General features: G+C 64.1%; 18 protein-coding genes. 9 read left to right on the forward strand and 9 right to left on the reverse strand.

Annotated features, from left to right (window positions below; translation table 11 throughout):
• Positions 1-8 precede the first annotated feature (8 nt).
• Positions 9-1,448, reverse strand: coding sequence for an aldehyde dehydrogenase family protein (locus tag FJV77_RS15290; protein ID WP_142867622.1), 1,440 nt, complete (start codon positions 1,446-1,448; stop codon positions 9-11).
• Between the two features lie 167 nt (positions 1,449-1,615).
• Positions 1,616-2,101, reverse strand: a complete 486-nt coding sequence (locus FJV77_RS15295) for a hypothetical protein (protein ID WP_142867623.1) — start codon at positions 2,099-2,101, stop codon at positions 1,616-1,618.
• Between the two features lie 499 nt (positions 2,102-2,600).
• On the opposite strand from FJV77_RS15295, the gene FJV77_RS15305 reads away from it, so the two are divergent.
• From FJV77_RS15305 to FJV77_RS15325, 5 genes are read left to right on the forward strand one after another with little or no spacing between them, the layout of a single operon-like run.
• Positions 2,601-3,836: an ROK family transcriptional regulator gene (locus FJV77_RS15305; RefSeq protein ID WP_142867624.1), complete on the forward strand. Its 1,236-nt coding sequence runs from the start codon at positions 2,601-2,603 to the stop codon at positions 3,834-3,836.
• Positions 3,837-3,851: 15 nt separating this feature from the next.
• A complete protein-coding gene (locus FJV77_RS15310) occupies positions 3,852-4,931 on the forward strand; it encodes a Gfo/Idh/MocA family oxidoreductase (protein WP_142867625.1) in 1,080 nt (359 codons plus the stop codon).
• Complete coding sequence (locus tag FJV77_RS15315) at positions 4,931-5,767, forward strand: sugar phosphate isomerase/epimerase (RefSeq protein ID WP_142867626.1); 837 nt, start codon at positions 4,931-4,933, stop codon at positions 5,765-5,767. The genes FJV77_RS15310 and FJV77_RS15315 overlap by 1 nt, the downstream gene beginning before the upstream one ends.
• On the forward strand, positions 5,764-6,567 hold the full coding sequence (locus FJV77_RS15320) for an alpha/beta hydrolase (protein ID WP_142867627.1): 804 nt from the start codon (positions 5,764-5,766) through the stop codon (positions 6,565-6,567). The genes FJV77_RS15315 and FJV77_RS15320 overlap by 4 nt, the downstream gene beginning before the upstream one ends.
• A complete protein-coding gene (locus FJV77_RS15325; RefSeq protein WP_142867628.1) occupies positions 6,564-7,457 on the forward strand; it encodes an ROK family protein in 894 nt (297 codons plus the stop codon). The genes FJV77_RS15320 and FJV77_RS15325 overlap by 4 nt, the downstream gene beginning before the upstream one ends.
• Before the next feature lie 26 nt (positions 7,458-7,483).
• On the opposite strand, the gene FJV77_RS15330 is transcribed toward FJV77_RS15325, so the two are convergent.
• The 7 genes from FJV77_RS15330 to FJV77_RS15360 all read right to left on the reverse strand — a co-directional run bounded on the left by FJV77_RS15330 (position 7,484) and on the right by FJV77_RS15360 (position 14,262).
• Positions 7,484-8,482: an ABC transporter ATP-binding protein gene (locus FJV77_RS15330; RefSeq protein ID WP_142867629.1), complete on the reverse strand. Its 999-nt coding sequence runs from the start codon at positions 8,480-8,482 to the stop codon at positions 7,484-7,486.
• 33 nt (positions 8,483-8,515) lie between these two features.
• The gene (locus FJV77_RS15335) at positions 8,516-9,571 is read right to left on the reverse strand and encodes a Gfo/Idh/MocA family oxidoreductase (protein WP_142867630.1); all 1,056 of its coding nucleotides are present in this window, start codon (positions 9,569-9,571) and stop codon (positions 8,516-8,518) included.
• Position 9,572: 1 nt separating this feature from the next.
• Entirely contained in the window at positions 9,573-10,040 is a 468-nt protein-coding gene (locus tag FJV77_RS15340) for a DUF4304 domain-containing protein (protein ID WP_142867631.1), read from the reverse strand.
• Positions 10,037-10,876, reverse strand: coding sequence for a carbohydrate ABC transporter permease (locus tag FJV77_RS15345; RefSeq protein WP_142867632.1), 840 nt, complete (start codon positions 10,874-10,876; stop codon positions 10,037-10,039). The genes FJV77_RS15340 and FJV77_RS15345 overlap by 4 nt, the downstream gene beginning before the upstream one ends.
• Before the next feature lie 10 nt (positions 10,877-10,886).
• Positions 10,887-11,816, reverse strand: a complete 930-nt coding sequence (locus FJV77_RS15350; protein ID WP_112561217.1) for a sugar ABC transporter permease — start codon at positions 11,814-11,816, stop codon at positions 10,887-10,889.
• A gap of 227 nt (positions 11,817-12,043) precedes the next feature.
• Positions 12,044-13,303 (reverse strand): ABC transporter substrate-binding protein, encoded by a 1,260-nt coding sequence (locus tag FJV77_RS15355; RefSeq protein WP_142867633.1) that lies wholly within the window; start codon positions 13,301-13,303, stop codon positions 12,044-12,046.
• Positions 13,304-13,305: 2 nt separating this feature from the next.
• Positions 13,306-14,262 (reverse strand): N-acetylmuramic acid 6-phosphate etherase, encoded by a 957-nt coding sequence (locus FJV77_RS15360; RefSeq protein WP_142867634.1) that lies wholly within the window; start codon positions 14,260-14,262, stop codon positions 13,306-13,308.
• A 198-nt stretch (positions 14,263-14,460) separates the two neighbouring features.
• Here FJV77_RS15360 and FJV77_RS15365 point away from each other — a divergent pair, with 198 nt between their 5' ends.
• From FJV77_RS15365 to nagA, 4 genes are read left to right on the forward strand one after another with little or no spacing between them, the layout of a single operon-like run.
• On the forward strand, positions 14,461-15,339 hold the full coding sequence (locus FJV77_RS15365; RefSeq protein WP_142867635.1) for an N-acetylglucosamine kinase: 879 nt from the start codon (positions 14,461-14,463) through the stop codon (positions 15,337-15,339).
• Positions 15,336-16,118, forward strand: a complete 783-nt coding sequence (locus tag FJV77_RS15370; RefSeq protein WP_142867636.1) for a GntR family transcriptional regulator — start codon at positions 15,336-15,338, stop codon at positions 16,116-16,118. Before FJV77_RS15365 ends, FJV77_RS15370 begins: the two co-directional genes overlap by 4 nt.
• Positions 16,115-17,146 (forward strand): SIS domain-containing protein, encoded by a 1,032-nt coding sequence (locus tag FJV77_RS15375; RefSeq protein WP_142867637.1) that lies wholly within the window; start codon positions 16,115-16,117, stop codon positions 17,144-17,146. Before FJV77_RS15370 ends, FJV77_RS15375 begins: the two co-directional genes overlap by 4 nt.
• The gene (gene nagA, locus FJV77_RS15380; protein ID WP_142867638.1) at positions 17,143-18,318 is read left to right on the forward strand and encodes an N-acetylglucosamine-6-phosphate deacetylase; all 1,176 of its coding nucleotides are present in this window, start codon (positions 17,143-17,145) and stop codon (positions 18,316-18,318) included. Before FJV77_RS15375 ends, nagA begins: the two co-directional genes overlap by 4 nt.
• The last annotated feature ends 2 nt before the right edge of the window (positions 18,319-18,320 follow it).

Here is an 18,320-nt window from a genome sequence, read left to right on the forward strand (position 1 = left end):
CCCACCGATTAGCCGGCAAATGTATAGGCTGTCTTCACCGTGGTGTAGAACTCCGCGGCGTAGCGGCCCTGCTCGCGCGGACCGTAGCTCGAACCCTTGCGGCCGCCGAATGGAACGTGGAAATCGACGCCGGCGGTCGGCAGATTGACCATCACCATGCCGGCTTCGGAATTGCGCCGGAAATGCGTGGCGTGCTTGAGGCTCGATGTGCAGATGCCAGAGGTCAGGCCAAAGGGCGTGTCATTGGCCACCGCCAGCGCTTCGTCATAGTCCTTGACGCGGATGACGTTGGCGACCGGCCCGAAGATTTCCTCGCGCGAAATGCGCATGGCGTTGGTGCTCTCGGTGAACAGCGCCGGCCTGAGATAAAAGCCGGGTGTTTCGCGATCGAGCCGCTCGCCGCCGAAAGCGAGCTTGGCGCCTTCCTGACTGCCGATGGCGATATAGTCCTCGTCCTGCTTCAGCTGGCTCGCATCGACGACCGGTCCGATCTGGGTCTTGGCGTCGAGCGCATCGCCGATGACGAGTTTGTCCAGGCGCTCCTTGAGCGCGGCGACGAAGCGGTCGTGAATGCCTTCGGTCACCACCAGGCGCGACGAGGCCGTGCAGCGCTGGCCGGTCGAGAAATAGGCGCCGTTGATGGCGCAATCGACCGCTATGGCGAGGTCGGCGTCATCCAGCACGACCAGCGGGTTCTTGCCGCCCATTTCGAGCTGGAATTTGCGCATGTGTTCGACACTTGCTGCAGCGACGCGTTTTCCGGTGCCGACCGAACCGGTGAAGGTGATGGCGTTGAGGTCGGGGCTGTCGAGCATGGCCTGGCCGACCACCGAGCCCTTGCCCATGACCAGATTGAGCACGCCTTTCGGCAGGCCGGCGCGGTGCAGGATATCAACAATGGTCCAAGCGCTTTCGGGGACGAGTTCGGCCGGCTTGAAGACGATGGTGTTGCCGTGGGCGAGCGCCGGGGCGATCTTCCAGGTGGGAATGGCGATCGGGAAATTCCACGGCGTGATGATGCCGACGACGCCGACGGCTTCACGGGTGATCTCGACGCCGACGCCCGGACGCACGCTGGGAACCAACTCGCCTGACAGGCGCAGCGTCTCGCCGGCGAAGAAATCGAAGATCTGGGCGGCGCGGATGGTCTCGCCAATGCCCTCGGCCAGCGTCTTGCCCTCTTCGCGCGACAGCGAACGGCCGATCTCATCCTTGCGCGCCATGATCTCGTCCGAGGCCTTTTTCAGCACGCTGTGACGGGCGAGCGGCGCCGAGCGCGACCAGGCCGGGAAGGCGGCTTTCGCGGCTGCAATCGCCTGCTTGGCCTGTTCGGCGCCGGCCGAGGCATATTCGCCAACGACATCGCCGGTGTCGGACGGGTTGATGTTGCGCGAGCCGGCTTCGCCGACCCACTCGCCATCGATCAGATTCTTGCGGAACAGGGTCATGTCGCGGTTTCCTTGTAATTGTTCACTGGCGGTGCCGTATGTCTGAACCATTTATCAGACAAATGACGACACTGTGAGGGGCGAAGTGACGCTGGCGACTGGATAGCCGATGCCACGCGGCTGCGAAAGCCGCGACCTCAAAATGGACGATATGAAGCGGGCCTTTGTCAGGTCGGAAAAGACCAGAACAGGCAGGCCAGCGTCGCCGCTGCGAAGATGACGAAGAACAGGCTTCTCAGCAGGATATTGCGGCGCAGCTCGTTCATGGTGAAATGACTGCCGACGATTGCCGCGGCGAACAGGAAGCGCCAGTTGACCAGTGCCCACAGCACGCTGCTTTGGCCGAAGGCCCAGCGGGCGACGAGGCAACCGACAATGGTGGCGAACAGGGCGATCACCGCCCAGAACAGCGCGTCCGCCGCATGGGTGAGCACAATGCCGGCAGCTCGGATCGGCAGGATCATCATCAGCATGGCGCTGAAGAAGTAGACGGCGGCGAGCGGCAGGAACGAGCCGGCATCGGCAATGCCGTCCAGCCGCCGGACCCCAATTGCGCCATAGGGATAGCCATGCCTGGCCACCGCCAGGCTGAGCGCCATGAGCAATGCGGTGAATACTGCAACCAATGCGAATGTACTGAGGGCCTTGCTCATGCCGTTCCTTGCGTTGAGGCCCGATAGGGGCCGAATCACGAGGAACGATTTTAGCGCACGGTCAAAAATTGCGCGTCAGCTTTGCTGAGCGTTCCGACCTTCACCGGTCGAAGCGAGCCAGGTCAACTGACAAGCCTGCCCTCGAAGCCCCCGGCCGATACGGCCGGAGGACAGGCCTGGGAGGCCTGATCAGTTGGCGACCTTGCCGCAGGTCGTCAGCGCGTCTTCCGGTGTGCAGACTTCGGTGCCGATCTTGATGAACGGTTCGACCGTGCCGCCCTTGCTCAGTCTGTCCAGCGCCACGATGTCTCGAAGACCATGTCATAAGGACGCTGGCCGATATTGTAGTGGCTGAGGCCGGCGGTGAGCAGCGGCAGATTTGTAAGTTGTTAACGCAAATTGTCGTTTGAAACTCAGGCCATTGGGCTTGGACCGATAAATGTTTTGTTGCGTGACGTCCTATTTTGGCCCTTTCAAACCGGCATGAAAACCAATTAGTATGTTTTCCATACAAATTGAGAAGGAAAACGTGCTGGTGTCGACCGATCTTCGGCCGAATGAAACGCGAGCCCTTGCAGCGCTGTTTCGTGCCGGCGCGTTGAGCCGGGCAGCGCTCGCACGCGATCTCGGCCTGACCCGGTCGACCACCGGCGCTCTGGTGCTCGGCCTGACCGAAGCCGGTCTGGCGCGTGAGCGGTCGGATGAAGCTGATGACGAGCAAGACGGCGAGGGCCGCGTCGGCCGCCCCGGAATCTTGGTCGAGATCGACGGCAATGGCGGCTTCTTCCTTGGCGCCTATATCGGCGTGAACTGGATCGCGACGGTGGCTGTCGACCTTGCCGGCGCGCTGCGTGCCAGCGCCTCGAGAGCCTTTGCCGGCCCGGGCAGCACGCCTGAAGCCGCAGTCGCCATCATTAGGGAACTCGTTGCCGAGATCCGTTCGCAGTTGCCTGAGGGTGCGCGTCCATACGGGCTGAATGTCGCCGTGCCTGGCTTCCCCGCCGCCGACGGCATTTCATACCATGCCACCATCCTTGGCTGGCACGGGGTCAACCTGGCCGAGCTGCTGGGTAATGCCTTTGGCGACGATTTTCCGATCCTGCTGGAAAACGATGCCAACGCCGTCGCGGTGGCCGAAACATACGGTGCGCAGCCAGGAAAGGACGACGAGGATGCCCTGGTCATCCTGATCGAGAACGGCGTTGGCGGCGGCATCATCAATGCCGGCAGACTGCATCGCGGCCGGCTCGGCGGCGCCGGCGAAATCGGTCATCTGCGCATTGGCGACGAAGGCTTTGTCTTCGATGCCAAGCGCCCAGGCCGGCTGGAATCCTATGTCGGCAAGGATGCTTTGCTCGCTCGCTACCTCCACATAAGCGGGCGGCGCGCCGGCGTGGATGAGTTTGTCGCAGCGCTTGCCAGCGGCGATCCGGCGGCCGTCGCCACGGCGCGCGACTGGGCGCTCTGGTTCGGCCGCGGCTTGGCGACGCTCGCCTGCACCTTGCAGCCGGAACGCATCATCCTCTCCGGCTCGGTCAATGCAATCTATCCTTTTGTCGCCGAGCAGGTGGAAGCTTTCCTGCTGGACTTCCTGGCCGAAGGTTATCCGGTTCCCACGGTCGAACTGGCGCGCGTCGGCGCCGAGGGTCCGGCACTGGGCGCTGCCTGCCTGCTGCACCAGGCAGCTTTGTCGGGCGATCCACAATTTCAACTTCGCGGCCTCGCCGCGCGCTAATCAGGAGAGAATTCCATGCCTCGCAAAGACGAAAAGCGGCTGCGTGTCGGCGTACTCGGCTGCGGCCCGATTGCGCAGGCGGCGCATTTCGAATCCTGCACCAAGGCGCGCAATGCCGATCTCTATGCCATCTGCGATGTCGCCGACGATCTGCGCGACAGGATGGCGGCCACTTTCGCGCCCGAAAAATCCTATGCCGATTATGGCCAGATGCTGGCCGATCCCGACCTCGATGCCGTCATCATCGCGACATCGGACACGTTCCACGTGAAGGCCGCGGAACTTGCGCTGGATGCCGGCAAGCATGTGCTTTGCGAAAAGCCGCTGGGTGTTTCGGTCGAGGAAGTCGAAGGCTTGCGGGCCGCGGTCGACAAGAGCGGCAAGGTGCTCCAGGTCGGCCATATGAAGCGCTTCGATCCAGGCATCCAGGCGGCAAAGGCCTTCGTCGACGACGAGATGGGCGAGCGGCTGGCGTTCAAAGGCTGGTATTGCGACAGCACCCACCGCTACCCGATGACCAATGCGGTGCAGCCGCTCATCATCACCAGCGCCAAGGCGCGCAAGCCTTCCGTCAATCCCAAGGCGGATCTGCGTCAGTACTACATGCTGGCGCATGGCAGCCATCTCCTCGACACCGCCCGTCATCTGCATGGCCCGATCGAGGCTGTCGAAGCGCGGCTCACCGAGCGCTACGGCGCCTATTGCTGGTTCGTCACCACCATCTTCGCCGACGGTTCGATCGGCCATCTCGACCTGACCGTGGCTGTGCGTATGGACTGGCACGAAGGGTTCCAGATCTACGGCCAGAACGGCAGCGTTCTCGCTAAGACCTATAACCCCTGGTACTACAAGAGCAGCGAGGTCGACATTTTCCGCGAGGCCGATGGCAGCTGGCATCGCACGCTTGGCGCGGACGGTCACTTCTACCGCCGCCAGCTCGAAGGCTTCGCCGATGTCGTGCTGAATGGCGCGCCCATGGTCGGCGCCGGCATCGACGACGGCATCGCATCCGTCAGGGGAATGGCGGCCATCGCCCGCTCCGCCGCTGCCGGCGGCCGCGCCGTCAACCTCGCCGACGTCGACGGGGTCGTCTGATGCAGCTTGGGATTTTCGCCAAGACCTTCACTGCCACCGGCGCCGTGCCGGTGCTACGCGCGGTCGCGGATGCCGGCTACGTGGCGGCGCAGTTCAACATGGCCTGCCTTGGCCTGCCGTCGATGCCGGACAGCATCGAGCCCGGCGCGGCCCGGTCCGTCGCTGTGGCGAGCGGCGAGACCAGCGTTTCGATTGCAGCGGTTTCGGGAACCTACAACATGATCCACCCGGACCGCTTGGTTCGTGTGTCAGGTCTTGCCCGGCTTGAGGTGCTCGCCGCCTCATGCGCCGATATTGGCACGCGCCTGATTACGCTCTGCACCGGCACCAGGGATGCTGAGGATCAGTGGCGCTGGCATCCCGACAATGGCTCCGAGGCGGCCTGGAGCGATCTTCGCACGGAGATGGAGGCGGCGATCGCGATTGCCGACCGCTTCGACATCGAGCTTGGCATCGAGCCTGAACTCGCCAATGTCGTCTCCAGCGCGCGGGCCGCGCGGCGTCTGCTCGACGAGACGAACAGCGCGCGCCTGCGCATCGTGCTCGACCCGGCAAATCTGTTCGAAGTGGCCGACAAAGCCGAGCGTCATCGTCTGATCGACGAGGCCGTCGGTCTGCTGGCCGCAGAAATCGGCATGGCCCACGCCAAGGACCGGTATGCGGACGGCAGTTTTGCCGCGGCTGGACAGGGCGTTGTCGATTTCCCGCATTTCATCGGCCGTCTGAGAGCCGCCGGCTTCGACGGTCCGTTGATCACGCATGGTCTGACGGAGGCCGAGGCGCCCGGTGTCGGCGCTTTTCTGCGCAGCGTGCTTGAAGAGAGCGACAGAGCGTGAAGAAGACTTTCAGCCGCGACGGCGCCGATCTTGCCTACCGGGATGTCGGCGCCGGCCTTCCCGTCGTCTTCCAGCATGGGCTGGGGGGCGATGCTGCGCAGGTCGCCGACGTGTTTCCCGACCTGCCGCAGACACGGCGTGTGACGCTGGAATGCCGGGGTCAGGGTGGATCCGGCTATGGGCCGGTCGAGCGACTTTCGATTGCGACGTTTGCCGAGGACGTCGAAGCGCTGGCCGAGGCTATCGGCATCGGTCCGGCTGTCGTCGGCGGCATCTCGATGGGCGCCGCGCTGGCGCTGCGTCTGGCGGTGCACAGGCCGGCTCGCGTGCGCGCGCTGGTGCTGGCACGGCCTGCCTGGGTGTCCCAGGCTGCACCGGCCAATATGAAGCCCTATGCCGTGGTCGGCGATCTCTTGATGCGCCATTCGCCCGAGCATGCCAGGCGTCTGTTTGATGACAGCACCACGGCCGCGGAACTGGCGAGGCTGGCGCCGGACAATCTCAGCAGCCTGCAAGGCTTCTTCACTCGCCCGGACCCGGTTCTGTTCGGCAGGCTGCTGGTGGCAATCGCGGGCGATGGTCCCGGCGTCAGCGAGGCCGACATCCGTGCAATCACTGTTCCGACCCTGGTCATCGGCCATGACCATGACCTCGTCCACCGACTGGCCGACGCGCAGGCGCTGGCCGGGCTCATACCGTCGGCCCGGCTTTGCACCATCACCGCCAAATCGCAGGATCGCGAAGCCTACCGGCGGGAATTCCGCGCCTGTCTTTCGGAGTTCCTGGAAGCGCTCTTATGACCGACAAAACGACGGATGACACGATCGCCGTGGTCGAGATCGGCGGCACGTCGGTCAAGGTTGGCTTTGCCGACCATGGCATCCCGGTGGAGTTTGCCCGCACCTACCCGACGGCGCAGCTGCGCCAGGGCGCGCCCGTGGCGGGGTTGGCCGATGCGGTCACCGCGGCCTGCCGCGATGCCGGCTTCAAGCCCGCGCGGGTCGTTGCGACCGTGCCTGGCTTCATCGGCCGCGATTTCGACACGGTGCTGCACACGGCCAACATTCCCGAACTGAACGGTATCCGGCTGGGCACCGAACTGGCTTCGCGTCTCGGCGTTCCCGTCCGGCTCGAACGCGACGTCGTGCTGCAATTGCTGGGCGAAAGCGTTGCCGGCGCGGTGAAGCGGCAAAAGGAGGTGCTGGCGGTCTATCTCGGCACCGGCATCGGTGCGGCCTATCTCGGCAAGGACGGCATTTTCAGGGGTGGCGGCTGGGCGCTCGAAATCGGCCATATGCCGATCTACCGGCCTGACGAGAACGGACCGCCAAACCGGGTCGAAACCTACGCCTCGGGGGCGACGCTGGTCGACCTCGCGGCGGATTACGATATCCCGGTGGCCGATCTTTTTTCGGCGACCGGGCAGCCGCCGTCGTTGCGCGAATGGCTCGACGAGATCGTGTGGCAGCAGGCGGTGACGATCGCAACGGCAGCCGCCCTGTTTTCCCCGCAGACGATCCTGATCGGCGGCGGCATCGTCGACATGAAGTCCTATCCCCGTCAGACGCTCAAGCAGCGGATCGCCGACAGCCTGCCGCATTCGCTTGTTGTCCAGCCTTTGGACATACGCTGGGCGGCCCTGGGCTGGCAGGCGGCCATCCACGGAGCGATGCTGCTCGGCGCGGTGTAACCGCCCGGGTTACTGTCTGTAGCGGATTACTTGATCGTCATCCCGTCCGCCCCGAACCGATACGTCTTCCCCGGCTCCGGCGTCGCATGGAGCGTCGCACCCGGCTCCGCGTCGTAGACGCCGAAAATACGCACCGTGATCAGCCCGGCCTTCTCACAGTCGAGATAAAGATTGGTGTCGGCGCCGAGATGTTCGGCGTGCACCACCGTTCCCTTCCAGGCGCCGGACTTCGCATCGACCGTCAGATGCTCCGGCCGCACGCCGATGGTCTTGGCCGTCTCACCCAGCCGCGCGCCATCGATGAAGTTCATCTTCGGTGAGCCGATGAAGCCGGCGACAAATTCATTTGCCGGCGAATTGTAGAGCTCCATCGGGCCGCCGATCTGCTCGATACGGCCAGCATTGAGCACGACGATCTTGTCGGCCAGCGTCATCGCCTCGACCTGGTCGTGGGTGACGTAGATCATCGTCGCCTTTAGCCGGCGATGCAGTTGCGCGATCTCCAGCCGCGTGTTGACACGAAGTGCTGCATCGAGGTTCGACAGCGGCTCGTCGAACAGAAACAGTTTTGGTTCGCGCACCACGGCGCGCCCGATGGCGACACGCTGGCGCTGGCCCCCCGACAGCTCCGCCGGCCGCCGCTCGAGATAAGGTTCCAGCGACAGCATCGACGAGGCGATGCCGATGCGACGATCGATCTCCGGGGCGGGCGTGCCGGCCTGCTTGAGGCCGAGGCCCATATTGTTCTTCACTGTCAGATGCGGGTAGAGCGCGTAGGTCTGGAATACCATGGCGATGCCGCGTTTTGCCGGCGGCGTGGCCGAAACATCCGCGCCGTCGATCACCACCCGGCCCGAGGTCGAATCCTCCAACCCGGCAATGACCCGCAGCAAGGTCGACTTGCCACAGCCCGACGGGCCGACGAAGACGACGAATTCGCCGTCGGTCACTTCGAGGTTGATGCCCTTCAGCACCTCGACCGGCCCGAAGGCCTTCTTCACATTCTCGATTACCAGCGAACCCACGGCTTCGTTCCTGTCGTTAGAGTTTGACTCTACCTAGAGTTTAATTGGGGCGCCGCTGCGCACGCTCTCATCGGCGGCAAGGCAGACGGCGAGCGACTTCACCGCATCGTCCATGTGGCGGGTCAGGTCGATGTCTTCCCGGATCGCCTTCAGCACGAAGGCCTGTTCGAGGTCGCAGAGATCCTGATGGCCGGGTTCGCCTTCCATCGACAGCATCTCGTCCGGCCTGGCGAATTTGCCGTCCGCCCCGGTCGCGGCACTGTGCAGGCGAATGGTAGAGGTCTTGGTGTGGGTGTCGATGTCGTCAGACTTCACGCCCTCTTTCATGACGATCGACACGCAGCCATTGGGCGAAATCACGTCCTTCACGAAGAAGGCCGTTTCCGAGATCATCGGCCCCCAGGCGGCCTCGTACCAGCCGACCGAACCGTCGTCGAACAGCACCTGCAGGTGGCCGTAATTGTACATGGTCGGCGCGATCTCTTCGGTCAACCGCAGTCCCATCCCGCGCACCTCGACCGGCTTGGCCTCGGTGATCTGCAGCATCACGTCGAGATAGTGCACGCCGCAATCGACGATCGGCGATGTCGTCTGCATCAACTGCTTGTGCGTCTGCCAGGTCGGGCCTGACGACTGCTGGTTGAGGTTCATGCGGAACACGTAAGGGCCGCCCAGCTTGCGCGCCTCGGCGATCAGCCGGACCCAGGACGGGTGATGGCGCAGGATGTAGCCAATCACCAGCTTTTTGCCGTTGGCCTTGGCCGCCGCGACGACGCGCTTGGCGTCGGCCACCGTCGTCGCCAGCGGCTTTTCGACGAAGACATGGCAGCCGGCCTCGAATGCCTTCACCGCATAGTCGGCATGGCTGTCCGAATAGGTGGCGATGCAGGCGACATCGGGTTTTTCGTCGCGCAGCACCTCGTCGAAGGAGCGCCGGATGCCATAGCCGGCAAGCCCGTCCGGCAGCGGCACGTCGGAACGGTTGATCAGCGCCGCGATCTCAAACCCCGGATTGGTGTGATAGGCCAGCGCATGACTGCGGCCCATATTGCCGAGGCCGGCGACAACGACGCGAAGAGGTTGAGCCATTTCAATTCGCCTTTTCTTGACTACGGGCTGCGAGAGCCACCATGACGTGCGGCCCGCATTCTTCCGCGACCTGAAGAGCAGCCAGTTCGCTGTCGCAACGCGCCAAGAGCCCAAAGCCGTAAGTATTGACGCCAGTCGTGATCAGCGAATGCCTCTGATCGGCAGGCAAGGGATGCTCGAGGTCAAGCGCCCGCGCGAACGCCTTCGACTGTTCGTCTCGCATCATCGAATCGACGCGCCAACGAATGTGGCACTTGTATTCCTTCGGCCGGCGCTCCGGCCCAAGCCGCGTAAACCAGACAGCGGCGTTGATATAGAACTGTGGCCCCCAGGAAGACTTCTGAAGATTCAGCACACAGATCGTCTCCGGCCATTCTCGATAGAAATTTTTGGCGCGAAGGCCGCGAAATCCATAGCGGCTCGCTGTCTCGACAAGGGCCTGTACGACAATGTCCTGCCCGTCGCTCACTTGACGGCTCCGGAAGTGATGCCGCGGATCAGCTGCCGCGAGAAGATGACGTAGAGGATCAGCACCGGCATGATCGCCAACGAGAGCGCTGCCAGGATGGCATTCCAGTTGGTGACGAACTGGCCGAGGAACAGCTGGGCGCCGAGCGTTACCGTCTTGGTCTCTTCCGATGGCGCCAGGATCAGCGGGAACCACAGATCGTTCCAGATCGGGATCATGGTGAAGACGGCGACCGTCGCCATGGATGGCCGGACCAGCGGCAGCACCAGCCGGAAGAAGATCGTGTATTCCGACAGGCCGTCGATGCGGCCGGCATTCTTCAGATCGTCGGACACCTGTTTCATGAATTCCGACAGGATGAAGACGGCCAGTGGCAGGCCTTGCGCCGTGTAGACCAGGATCAGCGCCGTCAGCGTGTTGACCAGCCCGCTCGCCACCATCAATTGCAGGATGGCGACGGTGCCGAGCCGGATCGGGATCATGATGCCGAGCGCGAGATAAAGCCCCATCAGCGTGTTGCCGCGAAAGCGGTATTCCGACAGCGCGAACGCCGCCATGGCGCCGAACAGAAGCACGAAGAACAGTGAGGCCACGGTGACGACGAGACTGTTCTGGAAATAGTGGATGAAGTCGCCCTGGCCGATCACCGTGTTGTAGCCGATCAGGTCGAAGGTCTTCGGCGTCGGCGGCGTCAGCGGCTCGCTGAAGATGCCGGCGCGCGATTTGAACGAGTTCACGATGACCAGGATCACCGGGAACAGCGCGATCACCGTATAGGTCAACAGGATCGCGTGGGCGCCGATGGTGCGGGGCAGGGAACGGGTGGCCAGGCTCATCTCTCGCTCCTCAGAACTGGTAGCGACGCAGGCGCGTCTGGACGAGGAACAGGTAGACGCAGACGCCGCCGAGGATGATCAGGAACATCATCGTGGCGATCGCCGCACCCATATTGGGATCGCCGACCTGCAGTTGGAAGCCGAAGAAGGCACGGTAGAGGAAAGTGCCTAGAATATCGGTCGAATAGTTCGGCCCGGCCAGCGCCCCTTGCGCGGTGTAGATCAGGTCGAAGGCGTTGAAATTGCCGACGAAGGTCAGGATCGAGATGATGCCGATCGACGGCAGGATCAGCGGCAGCTTGATCTTCCAGAACTGCGACATGCCGGTAATGCCGTCGCATTCGGCGGCTTCGATCACCTCTTCGGGGATCGACAGCAGCGCGGCGTAAATCAGCATCATCGGGATGCCGATGAACTGCCACACCGAGATCAGGCTGAGCGCGGTCAGCGCATATTGTTCCTTGCCGAGCCATGGCGTGAAGAAGCTTTTCAGGCCGACCAGGTCCATGAGATGCGGCGCCACGCCCCACAGCGGCGACAAGATCAGCTTCCAGGCGAAGCCGACAATGACGAAGGACAGGATGGTCGGCACGAAGATCGCCGTGCGGTAGAAGGCGGCGAACCTCAGTCTCGGGCTGGACAGCAATGCCGCCAGCATGACGCCGATCGGGTTCTGTACCAGCATGTGGATGATGAAGAACCAGACATTGTTGCGCAGCGCATTCCAGAAATTGACCGACCAGTTGGGGTCGCCGAACAAGGTGCGGAAATTGTCAAAGCCGACGAAGACCTGGTGCTGTTCGATGTTGCGGAACAGCGACAGTTGCAGCGTGCCGGCCAGCGGCAGGATCATGATCGCCGTATAGACCAGCAGCGCCGGCGCCAGGAAGACGCCGATATGCCAGCGGAACGGTCGTTTCGGTCGTGTTTCTGCGGCCATGAGTGCGGTCCCCGCCGTCTCTCGGTTCCAAAGGGTGTCGATGCCAGATGATGCCTCGATGCACGGCCCCGATGTCCTTGCCCCGGCATGGGCAGGACGAAGGCCTGCGACTGGTCAGCCAGCCTTCCCCACAAGACAAGAGGGTAAGGCCGAGAGGCAGTGCCGACAATCGCAATCTGTAAATTGAAGGCCGGCCGGGCACGCGCCCGGCCGGTCTGTCTGAGGTCTTATTTGCCCGGCTTGTACCAGCTGTCGAGGCCGTCCTGCAGCTTCTTGGCCGCAGCTTCCGGCGTATCGGTGCCGTTGATGACGTTGGCCGATTCAACCCACGTCTCGTTTTCCAGGTTCGGCGTGCCGCGCGACAGGATCTGGTAGGTCGAGCGGATCGTCGACTTGCACTTGTCGCGCCAGGAGACGAATTCCTGCGCCAGCGGGTCTTCCATCTTCACCGGGCTGGAGTTCAGGCTGAAGAAGCCCGGCAATGCGTTGGCGTAGATGGTGGCGAAGTCCGGCGAAGCGACCCAGGACAGGAAGGTCTTGGCCGCATCGGCATTCTTCGACGCTGCATTCAGGCCCATGCCGATATCGGTATGGTCGGAGATGTAGCAGGTGTCGCCGGCCTTCTCGACCGGCGGCGGGAAGGCGCCCATCTTGAACTGCGCCTGGGTGTTGAACAGGCCGATCTCCCACGAGCCGGCCGGGTAGATGGCGGCGCGGCCGAGGGTGAACAGGTTCTGGCTGTCCGGGTAGGTCTGGGCTTCGAAGCCGTCGCCGAGATAGGGCTTCCACTTGGCCAGTTCGGCGTAGGGTGCGACCCAGTCGGCGTCGGTCAGCTTCTGCTCGCCCTTGATGAGGGCTGCGCGGCCGTCTTCGCCTTTCCAGTAGTTCGGGCCGATATTCTGATAGCCCATGGTCGCGGCTTCCCAGAGATCCTTGGTGCCCATCGCCATCGGGATGTAGGTGCCGTCGGCCTTGATCTTGTCGAGCGCGGCGAAGAACTCGTCACGCGTCGTCGGCACCTTGATGCCGAGCTTGTCGAAGGCGTCCTTGTTGTAGATGAAGCCGTGGATGACCGAGGCCATCGGCACGCAGAAGCTCGACTTGCCGTCGTCGGTCTGCCAGGCAGCCTTGGCGACGGGCGAGAAGTTTTCCATGCCGGGCAGCGCCGACAGGTCGGCGAGGTTGCCCTTCTTGAACAGTTCGAGCGACTTGTCGAACGGGCGGCAGGTGATCAGGTCGCCAGCCGAGCCGGCAGCGAGCTTGGCGCCGAGTGCGGCGTCATATTCGGTCGGCGCCGAGGGTGCGAACACCACCTTGATGCCGGGGTTCTTCGCTTCGAAGGCCGGGATCAGCTTGTCCTTCCAGATGGTGAGGTCGTCGCCGCGCCAGCTTTCGATATTGAGGGTAACGTCAGCGGCGTGAGCCAACCCGGCGGTGCCGAGAATGCTGGTGCCGAGAAGCAGTGCCGTCAGTAGTTTCCTTGTCATGCTTAGTCTCCCTGTTGACCTTTTTCAGGTTCGGTTTTGAGAACAGGGGCCTTCGCGCCCTTGTTCCCCTCAATCGCGGAAAGGGCTGGCCTGAGCTTCTGGCCGGTCCCTTCCAGTATCTTCTCGGCCACATCGGCGTTGGCAGCGCCGGCGGCGAGCAGAATGGCTGTCTTGACAACGCCGCCGCTCGCTTCGAGCAGGCGCGCGGCATCTTGCCTGTCCAGGCCGCTGATGGCGGCGACGATGCGTGCCGCGCGGTCGCGCAGCTTGATGTTGTCGGCGGTGAGGTTGACCATGTAGCCGTCATGGACATGGCCGAGATGAATTGCGGTCAGCGTCGACAGCATGTTGAGCGCGATCTTCTGCGCGGTGCCGGCGCCCATGCGCGTCGAGCCGGCAATCACCTCCGGTGGTGTTTCCAGCAGGATGGCAACGTCGGCCAGCTTGAGCAGCGGCGTGTCCTTGTTGTTGGCGATGGCAATGGTCGCGGCACCCCGGCTGCGTGCATCCTTCAGCGCCTGCACCGCATAGGGCGTCGAGCCGCTGGCCGAAATGGCGATCAGGCAGTCGCTCTTGCCGATGCCGGCGCCGGCGACCGCCGCCGAGGCTTCGTCGGTGTCGTCTTCCGGCCCGCCGGGCAGCGTCTTGAAGGCCTCGTCGCCACCGGCAATCAGGATGACGATGCGCTCGCGCTTGATGCCGAAAGTGCCGGGCAATTCCAGCGCGTCGGCCAGCGCCATCAGGCCGGAGCTGCCGGCCGCCGCATAGGCGAGCTTGCCGCCGCCATTCAGCCGCCCGGCGACGATCTCGGCTGCGGCAGCGATGGCAGGAATGGCGTCGCGGACTGCCTTGGCGGCCTCGATCTGTGCATTGACCAAAGAAGAAAGGATGGTGTCCGGGGCCTGGATGTCCAGTCCCTCGGCATTCCTGTGAAGCGCTTCGGTGCGCAGTTCGGCCATCCCTGTCCCTCCGATGAAGGAACAATACCAAAAAAATACCACTTGTCCACACGCATTAACGGATTTGGGCGTCAGAAATCGCCGAGCCAACGAAATGTCTAGTTTTTTCAATAAAATACGCCTTAATCTTTTTGAAACGGAAATTAATCCTTGGCTATTGGTATTTTATTGGTATTATCCGCCCCGAGGAGAAATCGCGTGAATTTCGTGCTCGGTATCGATGGCGGCGGCACCAGCTGCAGGGCAGCCCTTGCGACAGGCGATGGCGCTGTCATTGGCCGTGCCAAAAGCGGCGCGGCCAACATCCGCACCGATCTCACCGGCGCCAGGACCCACATCGTCGATGCAGCACGGCAGGCCTTCATCGCCGCCGGGCAAGACCCGGACCTGATCCCGCAGACACCAGCCATTCTTGGCCTTGCCGGCGCCAATGTCGGCACCTATCGGCAGCAGCTCGAAGCAATCTTGCCGTTCAGCGTCAGCCGCGTCGAGACCGACGCCGAGATCGCGCTCGAAGGCGCTGTCGGTTCGGGCGACGGCGCCATGGCCATCCTCGGCACCGGCACCGCCTATATGGCGCGCAAGGGCGGCACATCGCGCGCCATTGGCGGCTGGGGGTTCCAGGTCGGCGACCAGGGCAGCGGCGCCCGCATCGGCCGCGATTTGCTGGAACAGACGCTGCTCGCCCATGACGGCGTCCGCCCGGGCTCGCCCTTGACCGACAGCATGATGGCCACCTTCCGCAACAATCCCGAAGACGTGGTCGAGTTCACCACCAACGCCAAGCCGGGTGATTTCGGCGGCTTCGCACCCAAAGTGTTCGAGCATGCCGAAAAGGGCGATGCGGTCGCCAACTGGATCGTCGACAAAGCTGTCGCCGATGTCGAGGCGTCGCTTGGCGCGCTCGGCCTTTCTGATGGCGCACCGCTCTGCTTGCTCGGCGGGCTGGCGCCGCTCTATACGCCGCGCCTTTCCCAACGCTACCAGGCGCTGCTGAAGGCGCCGCTCGACGATGCGCTGGGCGGTGCCGTGCAGATGGCAGCTCGCATCTTCGCCAGAGCGGAGGCGGCGCGATGAGCGAGGCCGCCGACCAGATCTTCGCCACGCTGAAGCAGTCGTCGCAGAGCGGCGCGCCGCTCTATCTCCAGCTCAGGAAAAGCATTGAGGACGCCGTCAATCGCGGCCTGATCGGGCCGGGCGACGCGCTGCCGTCGGAGCGCGACATCGCGACCAAGGCCGATATTTCGCGCGTCACCGTGCGCAAGGCGGTACAGGATCTGGTCAAGGGCGGCATCCTCGTGCAACGCCATGGTTCCGGCACCTTCGTGGCGCCGCGCATGGAGCGCGTCGAGCAGTCGCTGTCGAGGCTCACCTCCTTCACCGAGGACATGGCCCGGCGCGGCATGGCGGTGCGTTCGGCCTGGCTCGATCGCGGCCTCTATGCGCCCTCGCCCGACGAGATGATGGTGCTCGGCCTTTCGTCGAACGAACTGGTGGCGCGGGTGTCGCGTCTGCGCATTGCCAACGACACGCCGCTGGCCATCGAACGCGCCTCGCTATCGGCCAGCGCGCTGCCCGATCCGGCAGGGATAGGCTCTTCTCTCTACGCGGCGCTGGAATTGACCGGCAACAGGCCGGTGCGGGCGGTGCAACGCATTTCCGCCGCCAATCTCGGCGACGCCGATGCGCGCCTGCTCGAAGTGCCGCCGGGCATTGCCGGCCTGCACATTGAACGCATTTCCTATCTGGCGAGCGGCAAGGTGATCGAATTCACCCGTTCCATCTACCGGGGCGACGCTTATGATTTCGTCGCCGAACTGCGGCTGACAGGGCCGAGCGAAGAGGGCCGACCATGATCCCCAACACCACCCATATGCGGCGCGAGATCGACGAAATCCCGCAAGCCGTGGCGCGCCTGCTCGACGGCTCGGCGGCGGTGCTGACCGAGGCCGGACGCGGCATTCGCGAACGCGATCCGAGCTTCGTCGTTACCGTCGCGCGCGGCTCGTCCGACCATGCCGCCACCTTCATGAAATATGCCGTCGAACTGACCGCTGGTCTGGCCGTCGCCTCGGTCGGCCCGTCGATCGCCTCGATCTACGGCGCCAAACTCAAGCTTGCCGGGTCGGCTTGCCTGGCCATCTCGCAATCGGGCAAGAGCCCTGATATCGTCGCCATGGCCGAGACGGCCAGGGCCGGCGGATCACTCACCGTCGCCATCACCAACACCGCCGATTCGCCGCTGGCACGGGCCTCGGATTTTGCCATCGACATTCTGGCCGGGCCGGAGCGCAGCGTTGCGGCGACGAAAACCTTCGTCAATTCAGCGGTGGCCGGGCTGGCGCTGATGGCGCATTGCACCGGCGACGACAAGCTGCTGGCCGCCCTCGCCCGCCTGCCCGAACATTTCAGCAAGGCGATCGCCTGCGACTGGATGGCGCTGGCCGGCGCGCTGGAGACGCCGCAATCGCTGTTCATTCTCGGCCGCGGCCCGTCCGCGGCGATGGCCAATGAGGCGGCGCTGAAGTTCAAGGAGACCTGCGGCATGCACGCCGAGGCCTATAGTGCGGCCGAAGTCATGCACGGCCCGCTGGCATTGGTCGGGCCGGGCTTCCCGGTGCTGGCGCTGGCCGCCCGCGACGCCTCCGAGCCGTCGGTGGCCGAGGCCGCCGACAACCTTGCCGGCAAGGGTGCCGCCGTTTTTGTAACCTCGGATAAAGCCAAGAGCGCCGCACAGCTGCCGCATGTCGCCACCGGTCATCCCTTGACCGACCCGCTGACGCTGATCGTGTCCTTCTACGGCTTCGTCGAGGCCTTCGCCCGCCATCGCGGCCTCGATCCGGATGTACCGCGCAATCTGCGCAAGGTGACGGAAACCGTATGAGCGACCGTTTTGCCCTGACTGGCGCCCGCATCTTCGACGGCGACGACTGGCACGACAATGCCGCCCTTGTCGTGCAGGGCGATGCGGTCGAAGGCATTCATCCTGTCGGCGCTGTTCCGTCAGGCGTTGCCCGGATCGACACCGGCGGCGGCATGCTTGCGCCGGGCTTCGTCGACCTGCAGGTCAATGGCGGCGGCGGCGTGATGCTCAACGACCATCCCGATGTCGCCTCGCTCGCAACCATCTGCCGGGCGCATGCGCCGTTCGGCACCACGGCGCTGCTGGCGACGCTGATTACCGATACGCCGGAGATCACCGCCGCGGCCATTGCCGCCGGCGCTGAAGCGGCACGGCAGAAGCTGCCGGGCTTTCTCGGCCTGCACCTCGAAGGCCCGCATCTCTCCGTCGCCCGCAAGGGTGCGCATGACCCGGCGCTGATCCGGCCGATGACGGATGCCGACCAGGCGGCCCTGATCGCGGCGCGCAAAAACCTGCCGGTGCTGCTGACGACGATCGCGCCCGAATCCGTCGAACCTGTCCGCGTCGCCGCCCTCGCCAAGGCCGGCATCGTCGTCAGCCTCGGCCATTCCGACACCGGCTACGCCACGGCCAAAGCCTTCGCAGAAGCCGGCGCCAGCGTGGTCACCCACCTGTTCAACGCCATGAGCCAGATCGGCAACCGCGAGCCGGGGCTGGCGGGCGCGGCCATCGACATTGGCGGCCTCTCAGCCGGCATCATCGCCGACGGCATCCATGTCGATCCAGCCACCATGGCGATCGCGCTGCGCGCCAAGCAGGGACCGGGCAGGATCGTGCTGGTCACCGACGCCATGGCGACGATCGGAACCGACATGACCTCGTTCACCCTCAACGGCCGCATCATCTATCGCAAGGACGGCAGCCTGCGGCTGGCCGACGGCACGCTGGCCGGCGCCGATCTCGATATGATCTCGGCCGTCCGCTATGTGCACAGGATTATCGGGCTGGACCTGTCGGAGGCCTTGCGGATGGCCTCGCTCTATCCGGCGCAAGCGGTCGGCCAGGCGCACCGGCTTGGCCGCTTCGCCAACGGCACCGCGGCCGATATCGTCGCCCTGTCGGACGATCTCGACGTCAAGGGCGTATGGATCGGCGGCAACAGGGCTTTTGCAGGCGCGGACAGTCGGCGCTAAAG

Source organism: Mesorhizobium sp. WSM4306 (assembly GCF_007003975.1).
Lineage (GTDB): Bacteria > Pseudomonadota > Alphaproteobacteria > Rhizobiales > Rhizobiaceae > Mesorhizobium.